The sequence below is a fragment of the Persicobacter diffluens genome (assembly GCF_036244895.1).
GTDB classification, from domain to species: domain Bacteria; phylum Bacteroidota; class Bacteroidia; order Cytophagales; family Cyclobacteriaceae; genus Persicobacter; species Persicobacter diffluens.
The window spans coordinates 2474943-2490306 of the sequence record NZ_BQKE01000001.1; the positions used below are offsets into that span (position 1 = coordinate 2474943).

Consider the following 15364-nt stretch of genomic DNA (forward strand, 5'->3'; position numbering starts at 1 on the left):
CTTTTTATGCTCCTCCACCGGTCATGGTGAAGTAAAGGTTAATCAAGGATAATATGGTGATGAACCACATCGTTGGCGACAATTTCAATGCTCTGCCATTAGCAATGGCGATAACGGTATAAGCGATAAAACCAAAGCTCAAACCTGTAGAGATCGAATAAGTCAAAGGCATCAGGATGATGGTCAAAAAAGCAGGAATGGCTTCATTGAAATCTTTGAAATCAATCTGATTGATGTTTTTAAACATAAACACCCCTACGATCACCAAAGCTGGTGCTGTCGCAAAAGCAGGCACCACACCAATTAATGGCCCGAAGAACATCGCGATAAAGAACAAACCAGCCGTTACTACAGAGGCCAAACCGGTACGGGCACCAGAAGAAATACCTGCCGCAGACTCTACATAAGTTGTAGTGGTCGAAGTACCTAATAAGGAACCGATCACGGTTGCCAATGCATCCGCTTCCAGTACTTTTCCAATCACAGGAATGTTACCATCTTTCTCGACCATCTTGGCTTCGTAAGAACACGCCACAATCGTGCCGATGGAATCAAATAAATCCACGAACATAAAGGAGAAGATCGCCCCGATCATAGACAATTTCAAAGCCCCTAAAACATCTAATTTTAATGCAATCGGAGCGATAGATTTCGGCATGGCGATAATCGCATCCGGCACCTGAACATCACCGGTCAACATGCCCCCCAATGTACAGAATACTATTCCGATCAGAATAGATCCTTTCACACGACGCACTTCCAGGATTCCGATCAACACCAAACCGGCCAAACCCCAGGCTGTAGCCGAATTAAAAGTTCCCAAGCCTACTAAAGTAGCTGGATTATCCACAATCAATCCTACTACTTTGCCTGCCTCAGGCACAAATGGCCCCATATTCTGGAAACCAATAAAACAGATGAACAAACCGATACCGGCGCCCACTGCCAATCTTAATGAAACCGGAATGCTGGAAACAATTTTCTCGCGCACTCCGATCACCGTCAGGATCAGAAAAACAATACCGGAAATAAATACCACCCCAAGGGCTTCTTCCCAGCTGGCTCCCTGTCCTTTAACTAAAGTAAAAGTGAAGAAAGCGTTAAGCCCCATACCCGGAGCCATTGCAAACGGTACCTTTGCCCAAAAAGCAGCCAATAAAGTACCGATGATGGACGCCAAACACGTTACCGTGATCAAGGCGCCCTGATCCATTCCTGTAATCCCCAACAAATTAGGGTTTACAAAAATGATGTAGGCCATGGTAAGAAAAGTTGTGATCCCACCAAAGACTTCCTGCCGCATGTTTGTACCACGTGCCTGCAGATTGAAAAACTTCTCCATGATTATTTAATGTCGTTAATGCCCGGAAATCAACCGAACGTTAGGAATAAAGCCTATTATTTTTGCCAAAGCGGAAGGTGAATCAGGAAAATATCCTCCCATTCCCTAATGGGAATTTTAGTAATAATAATAGGCTATTTAAAGGTTGATTGATGCAATAAATTAAAAAGTGTATTTGACCGCTACAGTAGGATTGACCATCCACTTGTTCATGCCATTGAAAGCAGGATTGTATTCTGCAAAGTTCATGGACACCTCCACTTCACCTCCTACGGCAAAATTATCGGTTACATTGTACCAGATCTGTGGCTCTGCCAAGAAAACGGCCTGCTTCCCGATATCCTCACCATCTCCAACAAAGTTACGATCTTCTGACCAAAGATCTAAGAAACCATTGAACATCACTTTTCCTTTGAACAATGGCCAGAACCAAACGGCGGTAAACTGTCCATCGGCCTTGGTATAAGCGCGTGGGTGGTACTTGTACATCACAGTAGCATGAAGGAACAAATCGCCAATCACAAATGGGTGCCCAACCCCCAATAGCGCTGCACGCTTGATCGGAAATTGCCCTGAACCATCAGCAAAGGTAGCAAAACCATCGTCATACTCGACATGCAAGTTCAACTTGTTCTCATTCAAATAAAACTTGTGCGAAATTTCCCAATAAAACAAACCAGCACCACCATCTTTGGTGTTACGGTAATCCACATCGGCAAACATAAAGGATTCACCCTTTTCAGTGGCTTTAAAATACTCAAAAGTAGAAGTGAAAACCGGTGCACCATAGTTTTGTGCCTGATCACTATTCAATGGGCGACTGCGATTAAAATCGTAGTGCAGCTGAACGTTCTGTGCTTTTACTTCCTGAACAAAGAAGATCGCCATAAGAGCGAAAAGAACCATAAATGGGGTAAAACGTTTCTTCATTTTAAGTTTACTTTTACTAAAAACGCAGCAAAAGTAAACTGTAAAATTGCCAAAAACTATCGCCTAGATCAGGAAAGTGAGAATAAAATTAAAAATTCATAACAAGACATGATATATGTCAATTGCTCTCTAACGCTTACTTCATTTTATTTAATATTATCCCAAAATTCTTCACACCCTGTTCCATCCTGTCCAATTCAAAACTAGCCAGGTCTTCTAATAACTGATCTCCGGTAGCCTGAAAAATATCCAGTTTATACTCTTTGGCCACTGCCTGAAGCAAACCTCCTAAAGTCTCCACATCATCAGACATCAGGTCTTCATCCACTCGCTGCCAAAGCGGTTTCACCTCCTGACGGATCACTTTAAAAAACTCCTGCTTTTGTTCCTCAGATAAATGGGACAATGAAAAAAGGGCTCCATTTTGAGAGGATGCTGAAGTCTCTTCCTCTATTAATTCCTCTAACTGATGAGGAAGGTATTGCGCCATTTCCTGCATTAGCACATCCGCACTAATCGGTTTACGCAACAAGCCGTCACAGCCAGCCTCAAAAACTTTATTCTGGTCTTCCTGCATCACGGAGGCCGTCAGCGCCACCACCGGAATGTGCCCCACATCAGGATCGCCCTTTATTATGCGAGTCGCTTCATAGCCATCCATCTTAGGCATTCGGATGTCCATCAATACCAGATCAGGATGGTGTTGGCGGGTCATCTCTACGGCCTCTAATCCATTTCGGGCCTCCAACAATTTAATGGCGGTATTCTTCAGGCTCTCCAAAATGAGTACCCGGTTAATATCAATATCATCAACCACCAATACCTTAGAGGTTTCGAAAATAATACCACGCCCCAGCTCTTCCGGGATTCGATGATTCATTTTTAGTTCATCACCTATCTTCACATCCGGAAGAAAGATGGTAAAGGTGGAGCCCTCTCCTTCCTTTGAGCTCAGGCGCATTTCTCCCCCCATCATATTGACCAATCGGCGGGAAATAGAAAGCCCAAGGCCGGTTCCCCCGTATTTCCTGGTACTCTGCCCCTGCTGCTGTCGGAAAGCCTTAAAGACCAAATCCTGCTGATCTTCGGGAATACCTATACCTGTATCCTGAACTGCTATTTCCATTCCCACGGTTCCTTCGGATTTCCCTGCCACCCGGCTCACCAATAATTTCACGAAACCCTGATCGGTAAATTTCACGGCATTTCCAATCAGGTTGAAAATCACCTGCCGCAAACGTACCTCATCCATCATCAGACTTGGAGGTAAATCTCCATCCACATCAATCAAAAAGTCCAATTGCTTTTGAGCAATACGCACCTCAAATATTTGCTGGATCTCTTTAAAAAAGCCAAAAGGATTAACGGACTCATACTCGATTTCCATACGGCCGGCTTCAATCTTCGAAAGGTCCAGAATATCATTGATCAGTGTCATCAGGCTTTTGGAGCCCGCTTTGATCGATTGCAGATAGCCCTTATGGCGACTATCGGTAATCTGCCCCTCCAATAGTTCCGTAAAGCCGATAACAGCATTCATCGGGGTACGAATTTCATGAGACATATTGGCCAGGAACTCTGACTTGGCTTTATTGGCCTGTTCGGCAGCATCCTTGGCCGCCTTCAGATCGTACTCCTTTTGCTTCAGTTCCGTAATGTCCGTCACTGTACCAATTACCTTTATGGCTTTGCCCTCACTATCCCGCTCATAATCCACTGCCCGCATCAGGATTGGTTTGTAGGTATCCCAGGCAGTACGCATGCGCATCTCTACATCCAAACGGGAGCGTTGCCCAAACATAAATTGCTTGACTCTGGATTTAAAAAATTCCACATCATCCGGATGTACCAAATCTACCACCTCCCGCTGAAAGTTCTTAAACTCCCCGGGGTGATAACCCAGCATATTAAACACGTTCTCGGAATAGAAAAATTGCTCTTCATTATAATTGAGCTCAAAAACCCCGTTGTCCACTGAATCCAGAATCCGTTCCATCCGCTCCTGCGTTAATCGGATATCGGTGACATCACGGGCGGAAAGGGTAAGTCCCTCATATTGTCCATCTTCAGAAAATACGGGCAGCAACCGAACACTGAAAAATAGCCGGGAGCCATCATGGAGCACGAACCAATCTTGTATTTCGGTCTTTTCATAATCTCCCTGACGAAATTGTGTAAGAATCCGCATATGCTTATCCTCCAGGGATGGGATAACATCTCGGATATATCGCCCTTCAATCTCAAAGTATTCTTTGCCTACGGCCGAGCGGAAAGCCTTATTGGTTCGGACGACACAGCCGTTTTCATCCAATAGCGCCATGATCTCATGGGCCGTGGAGATAATCTTCCGGTACTGTCTCAGCCTGATATCCACTAACTTCTTGGCGGTCACATCCTGAAAGGTTCCCAATAGCACCTTTCTTCCATTTTTGAGGATACCCCGCTCATTCCCTAAAATAAACCTTTCTTCTCCATTTTTGGTGAGAATCTTAAAGGTACGCTCCTCAAAGTCGTATTGCTCCCACTCTTCCTCTGAGTATTTCGTTGCCAAATCTTCGCCCTGCGCCTGAGCAAACATATGATCATTTTCAACAAAGAATTTGGCTAAGGAAGCGGCCTGATGATCAAATTCCTCCGGAAGAAAATCAAATACCTCATAAAAATTCGGCGTGACGCTCAATTGTCCGGAAGCAATATCCCATTCCCAGGCACTGGTATTATTAATTTTCAAGGACAAGCGCAGGGTCTGATCATTTTCTCTCAGCTTATTCAGGGCGACTTTGGTATCTGTATTATCCACCAACATCCCCTCAATTATGTCATCCTGCAAGGTGGCATTTAGCATGAGATATCGGATTTCCCCAGCGCGGGTAAAGATCTCCACCTGAAAGTTCTTGACTTCGCCCTCTGCTTTCAGTTCCTGCTGGAAGTCTACAGATCGCTCGCCTTTCACCCAAATACAATAAAAGCAGGGCTGCTCGTCCATTAATTCCTCCGTGGTGGCATAACCACACAGGGTCGCCACTGCATCATTAAGGAATTGAAAATCCCCTTCTTCATTGAGGCGAAACACCCCCACTAATGCATTATCTACCAGGGTTCGATAGCGCTTTTCACTGGTTCGCAATTCCTGCTGCGCATGCTCGCGCATCTTCATCTCCTGTTCCAGGTGCTCTTTATTCTCCTGCAGCTCATCATTTTTCTCTTCTAAATCATGAAGGATATCCTGTAAAGCCTGCGTCCTTTCCTCTACCCGCTTTTCCAGCTGATTATTTAAGGTTGTGACTTGTTGATTCGACTGTTCCAGGCTTTCAAAAGCGGTAATCAATTCTTCCTCCGCCACCAGCTTCTCCTGAACGGCATGGGCCAGCACACCAAAAGACTCCATCATATCCCCAACCTCATCACTGCGTTTTTTACTCCCCAGATCTAATTTATGGGCATCCGGCTCTTTTCCTGAGGCCATGTCCCGCATCATTTTGGAGATGATGATCATGGGGCTCACCATTTGATTGATCATCACTACCAAGCCAACGATTAGAAACACCACCCCTATCAAACACCAAAACAATATCCGGGCTGTAATTCTTTTTGACAAGCCTAAGACCCTTTCCTCGGGCATCAACAATACGAATGACCAGGGATTTTCTCCATAGCCCATTTTGATAGGAGTATAAAACTGATAGGTCTTTTGGCCATCCATCTCCACCAATCGGTCCAATTCCCCGCCCTGATAAACCACCATGGGATCAATCAGGCGTTCCTCATAGGACTGCAAGCGGATGCCAATTTGAGAGGGATCCGAGTCCGCCACGATGGTTCCGTCATTGCCCACCAGCATGGCACGTCCGGTGACAAACTCTCCCATCTCCTCAATCCTTTCCTGCAACCGCTTAAGTTCTACATCAATCCCGATTACTCCCTCGAATTCTCCCAGTTCATCTTTTATGGGAATTACGGCAGAAACCAATAAGGTTTGTTTTCCGGATACTTCGAACCAATAGGGATTCAATACCATGGGCATCCCCACCAGCTTAGGCTGAAGGTACCACAAAGAAGTATCCGGATCTTCATTGGGCAATTCCATAATGATAGAATCCCCGGCTTCATGAAAATAAGGACAGAAACGCCCATTCGCATCGGAGCCAAAGCTTTCGGTATGACGGGCGTCTTTACCATCCACGGCATTAGGCTCCCATATGGTCCAGGCACCAAAGACGGTTTCATCATCCCTAACGGACTTTTCCAATATGGTATTCATCAGTCTTCGGGGACGATCGGAGTTGTTCTGAATTTCTTCAAAAACCTCCTGCAACAAGTCCGCTTTATGCAATGATAAGCTGAGCATCTCTTCTATGTTGAATGCATAACGCTTTGAGATCTGCGTTGCCAAAAACATGGAGGACTCGGCGGTATATTTTCGGGTCATGCTATTGATCCCCCAGGTCAGGGCGCTGATTCCCAAGATGACGATGGTGACCACCAATAGAATGATTTTCTGTTTAATGCCCATGTGTTAAAAGCTCTGTCAAATTAGCACAATTGCTATTTTTTGAAAGATATCATTTATGGGCCATTACTCAAAATTATCCTAAAAGAAGCTGAATCCCCAGGCTCATTAAGGCATGCTAAGCCGGATTATTCATGCTAAATATTAATGGTAGACTCATTTTAACCCGAATTATTTACTACCAGATTAAGTTACTCGCTTTAATCAGCTAACTATCAGCACATTTCATTCGTGTCGACTGATTTTTTAATAGCCCCAATTTGGGCAAGTTTGCTTTCTCCTCATTCCTCTGTTTCGTTGGAAAAAACTCTAAATAGAAAACTATTCCTTCATTTTTCCCGCCTTGCAGCTAAACGAGGATTAAAGCATGAAAATCCGGCTTAAAACTCAAGAAGGCTCCTGTCAAACCCTTGACAAATAGCATTTATGTACAAATTGGCCTCTTTTGGAAATAAGTTGTCGGAATAAAATTAGGTGGATTTAAGGAAATCACTGATGGTCTGACAGGCTCCTGAAGCAGCCTAGCCATCAAAATACTCCGGATCAAACACCGATTGGTATCCTCCAATCTCTTGAACATAAGCCAGCAATCCATCAAAGAAAGTATCGGACGATAGCGTAGCACTGTCTCCGATCATCCATAAATGTTTCCGTGCACGGGTCATGGCGACGTTCATCCGACGCTGATCCTGCAGGAATCCTATTTTATAATCCCCATTGGAACGCACCATGCTCATCAACAAAATATCCCGCTCCTGTCCCTGAAAAGCATCCACGGTATTCACACTGATCTGTCGGTACCAGGGGTGTTCTTTCCATTCCCCATCAATCTCGGCACGCAACCATTCCACCTGCGCTTTATAAGGTGCGATAATACCCACCGAAGGCAATTCCTCATGCGGCATTTCTGCTAAACGTTGGAGATAGTCCAGCAATACCCTTCCCTCTTGTGGGTTAAAACTACTCCGGCTATCCGCCTTTTGCTGCTCGAAATAAGCTGCCCCGGCCGTATCCACCCAAAGCATTGGTGCTAAACCTTCCCACTGATGGTGGCGCACCGTGGGGTGTGCTTTCAATCGGCCCTTGTAAAATTGCTGATTGGAATAACCCATGATCTGCTCATGCATGCGATATTGAATGGTCAGCATCTCATCAGCCTCATTACCATTAATGGCCTTTTCAAATAAGGTGGTGGACAGGCCTTCCCTTGCCGCCTCCAAAGATTTAATGGTGGGAGGCAACTGAAAATGATCCCCTGCCAACACCACCCGGCGGGCTTTCAGGATCGGAATCCAACTCGCCGGTTCCAAAGACTGCCCAGCCTCATCGATGAAGACCGTCTTAAAAGTTTTATCACGCAGCAACTGATGTGATGCCCCCACCAACGTACAGGTAATCACCTGGGCACGGGCCATCAGATCATCTGTTATATAATTTTCCAGCATACGGGCCTCATCGCCCAGTCTGCTGGCTTCCTGATACAATCTTGTTCTTTGCGCCCGTTCTTCCGGCCCAAAGTTACGCTTATATTTCCCGGCCAGTCGCAAATATTCTTCCCGCTGCTTCTTGACTTGCTTCAAATCCCCATAGGCATGATGCTCCACTATCTGCATATCCAACGTATGATGCATAGAAGCCTCGGTCACCCGGGCGGGATGCCCCAGGCGTAACACCTGATGCCCCATTTCGTCCAGCTTATTGGTCAGCAAATCCACGGCCGCATTGGAAGGTGCACAAACCAGTACCTGCTTTTCTTTCTTACAAACCTGTCGGATCGCATATACTAAAGTGGTGGTCTTCCCGGTGCCCGGAGGGCCATGCACTATCGCTACCTCTTCTGCCGTCATGATCTTATGCAGCGCATTATTTTGTGAAGGATTCAGCTGTGGCAATTGCTCCGGGTAAGCCTCCCGAAAACTGGCCAACTTCGGACCAATGAGTACTTCCCGCAATTCCGCCGCCCGGCCACTGGCATTCTCCACAATCCTTAGCGCACGCTCCATTTCCCGATAGGTAGTCTCCTCAAACATCAGCTGCAAACCCAAATGCCCATCATGAATCCAGTCCGGCAGTTCATCCTCCTGCACCACGATGCGCGCCAAATCTTCCCGCACATATTGAATCACCCCCTGCAGCCAATGCTTCCCGGCCTGCCCATTCACATTCACAAAAATGCCTGCCGATTTCCCCGAAGAAAATTGATGGTTCAGTTCCAATCCTTTCGTACGCTCCACTTCAATGACCAAGCGTTCCCCTGTCCCATAAAAATGCTTGTTTAGCTGGATTGGATACCAGCACACACCATCCTTGCGCTTCTTATCAATAGAGGTCTCCATCACCTGCTGCTTAAACAGGCGCAGATCTTCCTCCTTTTCTTTTTTCAACAATTCAGCAGTGTAGCGTATGGCTTTCTTTGTAGCGTCGGACATTTTATAGGAATTAATTTTCGGCGGACAAGATCGCTAATTTGCAGGTAGCGCCGCAAGCAATTACATGAAAAAGCCCAAGCTACGGACAAACTATTAGCGTAAAAAGTTTAGATTGCCGACTCACCATTCCATACTACATGAATTACCTCGCTCATCTGCAGCTGTCCCACCATCAACCCGCACTACTCACGGGCAACTTCATGGGAGATTTTGTCAAAGGAAAAAACTACATGCTATATCCTGAAGAGATCAAAAATGGGGTGCTCCTGCATCGTTTCATCGATCACTTCACGGACACCCATCCCCTTGTACTGGAAGCCAAGCAACTGATCCGCCACCGGCATGGCCACTGGTCAGGCGTGGTGATGGATATGTTCTTTGACCATTTTCTGGCGGCCAACTTTGAACAGTGGGAAGGGGAATCTTTGGAATCCTACACTCAAAAAGCATATGCCTATATCGCCGATCATGAGGAACATTTGCCCGAACGGGCCAGCCATATCTATTATTATATGAGCCGGGACAATTGGCTACTCACCTATGCCACTGAGGTTGGAATCGCTCAAGCGCTTGCCGGTATTAGCAGCCGGGTACGTCATGAAAACCAAATGAATCGCGCATATGAAGACCTGAAAGCACATGGTGAACAACTCCATGGCCTCTTTAATGAGTTCTATCAGGAGCTCACGCAGGCCAGCGATGAAAAAAGACTGGCGCAGGCGGAAGGCTAATGCTGATTGGGGTGTTCTTTCCCCTTGGAGTCAGGCCCTTGCCCTGCAAACCGGGATGGAATAGTCACTTTCTTGGGCGGGCGGATTTACTATTCTCGTCCGGATATCTGAATTACCTAAAAAGGCGCTATTTATACCACTACTTCTCTGCAAGTAAATAAATCAGCGCAGCATTTACCCCTATTGTAAATTCCTCCCTTCCTTGTATCTTTGTTATAAGCGCTCATCAACCAATGGATCCACTGAAATTACCCTTAGGCATACAGACGTTCTCTAAACTTCGCGACAGTAAAACCAATTTCCTGTATGTGGACAAAACGGAAGAAATTCATAATCTAATCTCTTCAGAGGGTTATTTCTTTCACGTCCCAGAAGGTTTGGTAAATCGATGTTACTTTCTACTATTGACGCCATTTTTTCTGGTAAGCAGGAATTGTTCAAGGGGCTTTGGATTTATGACCAATGGGACTGGAGTAAGCAGTTTCCGGTGGTCCGCTTTGACCTGAGTGGTATTGATAACTCCAGCAGAGCGGCCCTGGAACAAGAATTACTCTTAATTATCCGGGCCAATGCTGAACGATTTGGCTTTGATTTTCAGGACATAGAGCGCCCTACCTTAAACGCCACGCTACGTCATTTCCTCATCAGCCTCGAAAAGAAATTCAAAGCCAAGGCCGTTTTGCTGATTGATGAATATGATAAACCCATTCAGAACACTTTGGACAAGGAGGAGCTTCCCATAATCATGCGGGATGCTTTAAGAGATTTTTACAGTGCCATTAAAAGCAGCGATGATCACCTCCAATTCTCCCTGATGACGGGCATCACCAAATTTGGGAAAATGGACTTATTCTCCGGAGCGAATAATTATACGGACATATCACTGAACCCAAAGTATGCCACCATTGTGGGATTTACCCATGAAGAATTACTCCAACAGTTCGGGAATTTGTTTGACGGAGCAGATATGGAAAAAGTCCGGGAATGGTACAATGGCTATAACTTCCTGGGGAACTCCGTTTACAATCCATTTGATATCTTACAGTTTCTGGATGGGGGACATAAATTCAAAAACTATTGGTGGCAGACCGGGCAGACCAATTTCCTGATCAAACTGTTACAGACTGGAAGTTATGATCTCCCTCAGGTAGGCAAAAGTCGGATCACCGAAGAGCAATTGGGTGCATTTGACGTAGAAAACATAAAGCTAGAAGTGCTACTTTTTCAGGCGGGCTACCTTACCATTGAGCGGGAAGTGACTGTTGGGGTCCGGATTGTCTATCAAATGCGCATTCCGAATATGGAAATTGCAGACTCCCTGAACAGTTTATTCTTTCGGGTGCTCAGCCAACTGGATGATGAGCACCTTCATAAAAGAATTACTGCTGCTGAAGCACTCCTTTTTCAGGATATGGAGCTACTGGAAACTTCCCTTCGGACCATGTTCAGTTCCATTGCCCATCAAAATTATACGGGCAACCAATTGCAAAAGCAGGAAGGGTATTATGCCGCTGTGGCTTACACCTATTTCCGGTCCATTGGATTTCGCATCAATGCAGAAGAGGCTTCTGCTCAGGGGCGGGCGGGTTTAGTTATTGACACTGGTCAATCCATTTATGTGATTGAATTTAAGGTGGATGCCAAAAACCCGGAAGAGGCGCTGAGGCAAATTAAAGACCGTGGCTATCATGAACCCTATTTAGGCCAGGGTCTGTCGATTTATCTAATTGGGATTCACTTTAATAGCGAGCAAAAAAATGTAGATGTTTTTGATTGGGAATTAATCAAATAAAATTTACCAATTCCTGCTATCCAATCATTAAAAGAAATTTAGGCCTACAACGCTAACATCGCCTTCTTTAAGCCGAATTATTCACCTTTAGATCTTGAAAATCAACCTAACCCACTCACCAACAGGACAATATTATTTTTCTGATTTTTAAAATAGTCCAAATTGGGGTAAACTTGGTTGCTTTTCATTCATCTGCCTCCTTAGGGCTTTTTCATAAAAAGCTAAATCAGCCATTCAACCATTATATTTAATAATCAATCGTTTTTTTTCATTTTTTCTTGATAAAAAACGAAAAAAAAATCAAGGCTGTGATCAATTCTGGCGAGCCACCGAACCTGCTGCCGGAATCCATCAAGGCGTTATTTGATGATTGGAGCGAATAGAAAAAAATATTGTAGAAATAACGCTGTGATGACTTCTCTTCGACAGCAGAACCCATGGCTACCGCCAATTGATCAAGGCCGAACTGTTGATGTGGAAGATATTGTACTATAAAATCAATATTGTAAAAGATAGTAACCTTTCTAATAAACCAGCACTCAAATCAAATCGATCTTCATTGGGAACTGAATCTTTCCAATAATTTGTAGTTTTGTGAAAAAGGCATGTCTGCCTCCTTATCAAAAACTCCAAACAAGAAAAATTCTTTCATATTTCCCGCCTGCCGGCTAAATGAAGATTTAAGTTTGAATAATCCGGCTTAAACTATGCCCCTAATCCTACCCACATTCATGACGAATGCTTAAATTTGCAGGATTCAAAGTATGAAGGGGAACGCTACTCCCCCGCCTCATTTAATAATATGATTAAAGTATATCCTAAATCGGGTTTGCGCTGGACCCTTTCTCTGCTGGTTTTGGTCAGCTACAGTGCGTTTTTATATAATTTCTACCACGTCGCCAACAGCCCGGAGGTTTCCTTGTTATGGCTGATATCAACGGCTTTTGCCTTTGCATTATCCATAGTCAGTACAGTGCGCTTCCTGATGGAAATGAAAAGCTATACCTTCATCAAAAAAGAATTTGAGGAAACCCGTTTGTTCGGATTACAAAAGACCGTATTTCCTTCCACGGAAATGAAGCTTTGGCTGGAATCCGATATTGAAGTGAAAGGCAAGCCGTTTAAAGAGTTAATCATTGCTTTTCCAAATAAGATGATCCGCCTGAATCCTCAAAAACACACGCATTATAAAGAGGTGCTGCTCTTTTTAGGCAAACATTTCAAGGGCTATAAAAAATAAAGCATGAAGATCAATTTACCTTTTTCCCGTAATCTCAGACACCAACTTCGGCAACTGGCTAAATGGATTGCTATCATTACGCCCCTGGCGATCGTGGTCGGTTCATTGAATGCTTTTTTCCTTTGGCTATTGGGGAAGGCTACAGATTTCAGAATCTCCACCTATGAGCAACATGCCTGGATCATTTACCTCTTACCCCTGGCAGGAGTGGCCATCGTATGGGTTTACCGCAAATTTGGGAAAAACGCTGAAGGGGGGAACAACCTGATCATGGATGAAATTCACAAACCGGGAGGTGGCGTACCGGGACGGATGAGTCCATTTGTTTTATTTTCCACCGTCATCACCCATTTGTTTGGTGGATCTGCCGGCCGTGAGGGTACTGCTGTGCAGATTGGCGGAGCTACTGCACAGCAATTAGGAAATTTATTGAAGCTGGATGAAGATGATACCCGATTAATTTTGACTGCGGGGGTGGCTGCCGGTTTTGGTTCCATCTTCGGAACTCCTTTTACAGGAGCCATTTTCGCTTTAGAGGTACTGACTATCGGAAAGATCAAATTCAATGCAATTATTCCGGCATTATTCGCCTCGGTGATTGGTAATTTTGTCACTACCGCCTGGGGAACACATCACAGTCATAACAAGCTGATCAATATTACGGATAAAATTTCGGTGCAGTTCAATGAAAACCTGCACTACCTGGACATCAGCCTGATCATTGGGAAAATCATCATTGCCGGAATGGCCTTTGGTCTGGCAGGCTACCTTTTTGGTGAGCTTACTCATAAAGTGAAAGATACCCTGAAGGCAAAAGTAAAAAACCCTTACCTGATTCCGGTGATCGGAGGAGTAGTGGTGATCATCGCCGTTAACCTTTTAGGAAATTACGATTACATCGGAATTGGGGTGAAAGCTTATCGAGAAGGTGGTGTTGGGATCAATACGGCCTTTCAGGAAGGCGGAGCCGAATGGTATTCCTGGATCACCAAGCTGGTGCTGACGGCCATTACGCTGGGCTCAGGTTTTAAGGGTGGAGAGGTAACACCGTTATTCTTTGTTGGGGCTACCCTGGGTAATACTATGGCGGGATTGTTAGATGCACCAGTAGCCTTATTTGCCGCCTTAGGATTCATTGGCGTATTTGCCGCAGCGACCAACACCCCATTAGCCTGTACGATCATGGGCGTTGAGCTTTTTGGATCGGAATACTTATTATACTTCGCCATTGCCTGTTATACCGCCTATTATTTCTCCGGACATACCGGCATTTATGCTTCTCAAAAAGTGGCTGTACCTAAACACATTGGCAGTAAAGAACATATTCAGGAAAATCTTGGTGAGTTGCGAAAGCAGGGAAAACATTTGAAACCCCCAAAGGAAGATCGAATGGATTAAGCCGGAATATTCATCCGAAAACCTCAAATAGCTATAAGGCGGAAAAATGAAGGAATTTTTCCTATTTCGAGTTTTTCCCAACGAAGCAGAAGAATGAGGAGAAAGCAAGCTTACCCAATTTTGGGCTATTATAAATCAAAGAAAATAAATTATAATAAGCTAAAAATAAACCAATGCGCTTAGTTCATAAATTTAGTGGTGACCTTTAGTTAAAGAAATGCAAAAGCGCCTTCGGAAACCGAAGGCGCTTTTGTTTTTTTATCAAATGTGCAGCATGCTAGGCACTATGACCTCTGATACTAGATTATTTCAAAAAGATCCGCTTTCGACTTCCTGACTTTAGGCGCTCCTGCGGTTGGATCTTCCTCCGAACGATAACCAATAGTGGCAATCACGGAAGCATTAAGCCCCCGTTCCTGCAAGCCTAAAATCTCATTGAATTTCTCCGGCTCAAAACCTTCCATCGGGCAGGCATCTATACGAAGTGCTGCACAAGCATTCAATAAATAGCCCAAAGCAATATAAGTTTGCCGGGCAGTCCAAACTCCTTGGGCTTCGGGAGAAAATTCTCCCAGCTTGCTTTTCATAAAATCACCATAAGCTTTCAGATCCTCCAACTTCATTCCTTGTGTATCCGCTTTGAGCCGCAGGTATTCATCAATATGCTCCGCCTTCACTGAACTGTAATTACAAAAAACGATCAATTGGCTGGCATCCACAATCTGCGATTGATTCCAGGCTGCCGGTTGCAATTTAGCCCGAAGCTCCGCATCCTCAATCACCAAAATTTTATACAACTGCAATCCATAAGAAATGGCCGACAGCCGGACCGCTTCCAGTATGGTATCCAGATCCTGCGAACTGATTTTTTTGGAGGCATCAAATTTTTTGGTGGCGTATCGCCAGTTGAGATTTTCGATTAATCCCATGAAGTGAGGGGATTAAGTTTAAAAAAGCTTTCAGCTTTCTCTACGAATAGTATAAACTTTAGG

At 44.7% G+C, this 15364-nt stretch carries 9 protein-coding genes and 1 pseudogene; 5 read left to right on the forward strand and 5 right to left on the reverse strand.

Annotated elements, in window-relative coordinates:
- Positions 1–4: 4 nt before the first annotated feature.
- The 4 genes from AAA970_RS09915 to AAA970_RS09930 form a co-directional block, all read right to left on the reverse strand.
- On the reverse strand, positions 5–1342 hold the full coding sequence (locus AAA970_RS09915; protein WP_338237002.1) for an NCS2 family permease: 1338 nt from the start codon (positions 1340–1342) through the stop codon (positions 5–7).
- A gap of 162 nt (positions 1343–1504) precedes the next feature.
- The gene (locus AAA970_RS09920) at positions 1505–2272 is read right to left on the reverse strand and encodes a DUF5020 family protein (protein WP_060686754.1); all 768 of its coding nucleotides are present in this window, start codon (positions 2270–2272) and stop codon (positions 1505–1507) included.
- A 136-nt stretch (positions 2273–2408) separates the two neighbouring features.
- Positions 2409–6785, reverse strand: coding sequence for a PAS domain S-box protein (locus tag AAA970_RS09925; RefSeq protein WP_338237003.1), 4377 nt, complete (start codon positions 6783–6785; stop codon positions 2409–2411).
- A gap of 518 nt (positions 6786–7303) precedes the next feature.
- Positions 7304–9211 (reverse strand): AAA domain-containing protein, encoded by a 1908-nt coding sequence (locus AAA970_RS09930; RefSeq protein ID WP_338237004.1) that lies wholly within the window; start codon positions 9209–9211, stop codon positions 7304–7306.
- 137 nt (positions 9212–9348) lie between these two features.
- Here AAA970_RS09930 and AAA970_RS09935 point away from each other — a divergent pair, with 137 nt between their 5' ends.
- The 5 genes and pseudogenes from AAA970_RS09935 to AAA970_RS09955 all read left to right on the forward strand — a co-directional run bounded on the left by AAA970_RS09935 (position 9349) and on the right by AAA970_RS09955 (position 14372).
- On the forward strand, positions 9349–9942 hold the full coding sequence (locus tag AAA970_RS09935; protein WP_338237005.1) for an acyl carrier protein phosphodiesterase: 594 nt from the start codon (positions 9349–9351) through the stop codon (positions 9940–9942).
- A 364-nt stretch (positions 9943–10306) separates the two neighbouring features.
- Positions 10307–10783, forward strand: a pseudogene (locus AAA970_RS09940) (AAA family ATPase); the annotation flags it as partial.
- A 600-nt stretch (positions 10784–11383) separates the two neighbouring features.
- The gene (locus AAA970_RS09945; protein ID WP_338237716.1) at positions 11384–11734 is read left to right on the forward strand and encodes a PD-(D/E)XK nuclease domain-containing protein; all 351 of its coding nucleotides are present in this window, start codon (positions 11384–11386) and stop codon (positions 11732–11734) included.
- A gap of 802 nt (positions 11735–12536) precedes the next feature.
- Positions 12537–12974, forward strand: coding sequence for a hypothetical protein (locus tag AAA970_RS09950; protein ID WP_338237006.1), 438 nt, complete (start codon positions 12537–12539; stop codon positions 12972–12974).
- 3 nt (positions 12975–12977) lie between these two features.
- Positions 12978–14372, forward strand: a complete 1395-nt coding sequence (locus AAA970_RS09955; protein WP_338237007.1) for a voltage-gated chloride channel family protein — start codon at positions 12978–12980, stop codon at positions 14370–14372.
- Positions 14373–14671: 299 nt separating this feature from the next.
- Here the strand turns inward: AAA970_RS09955 and AAA970_RS09960 are convergent, their stop codons facing one another.
- Positions 14672–15301 carry an NAD(P)H-dependent oxidoreductase gene (locus AAA970_RS09960; RefSeq protein WP_338237008.1) on the reverse strand — a complete coding sequence of 210 codons (630 nt, stop codon included), beginning with the start codon at positions 15299–15301 and terminating at the stop codon, positions 14672–14674.
- Positions 15302–15364 lie beyond the last annotated feature (63 nt).

Coding starts and splice junctions, on each gene's coding strand:
- AAA970_RS09915 (WP_338237002.1), bottom strand. CDS start 1,342: ATGGAGAAGTTTTTCAATCTGCAGGCACGTGGTACAAACATGCGGCAG.
- AAA970_RS09920 (WP_060686754.1), bottom strand. CDS start 2,272: ATGAAGAAACGTTTTACCCCATTTATGGTTCTTTTCGCTCTTATGGCG.
- AAA970_RS09925 (WP_338237003.1), bottom strand. CDS start 6,785: ATGGGCATTAAACAGAAAATCATTCTATTGGTGGTCACCATCGTCATC.
- AAA970_RS09930 (WP_338237004.1), bottom strand. CDS start 9,211: ATGTCCGACGCTACAAAGAAAGCCATACGCTACACTGCTGAATTGTTG.
- AAA970_RS09935 (WP_338237005.1), top strand. CDS start 9,349: ATGAATTACCTCGCTCATCTGCAGCTGTCCCACCATCAACCCGCACTA.
- AAA970_RS09945 (WP_338237716.1), top strand. CDS start 11,384: ATGTTCAGTTCCATTGCCCATCAAAATTATACGGGCAACCAATTGCAA.
- AAA970_RS09950 (WP_338237006.1), top strand. CDS start 12,537: ATGATTAAAGTATATCCTAAATCGGGTTTGCGCTGGACCCTTTCTCTG.
- AAA970_RS09955 (WP_338237007.1), top strand. CDS start 12,978: ATGAAGATCAATTTACCTTTTTCCCGTAATCTCAGACACCAACTTCGG.
- AAA970_RS09960 (WP_338237008.1), bottom strand. CDS start 15,301: ATGGGATTAATCGAAAATCTCAACTGGCGATACGCCACCAAAAAATTT.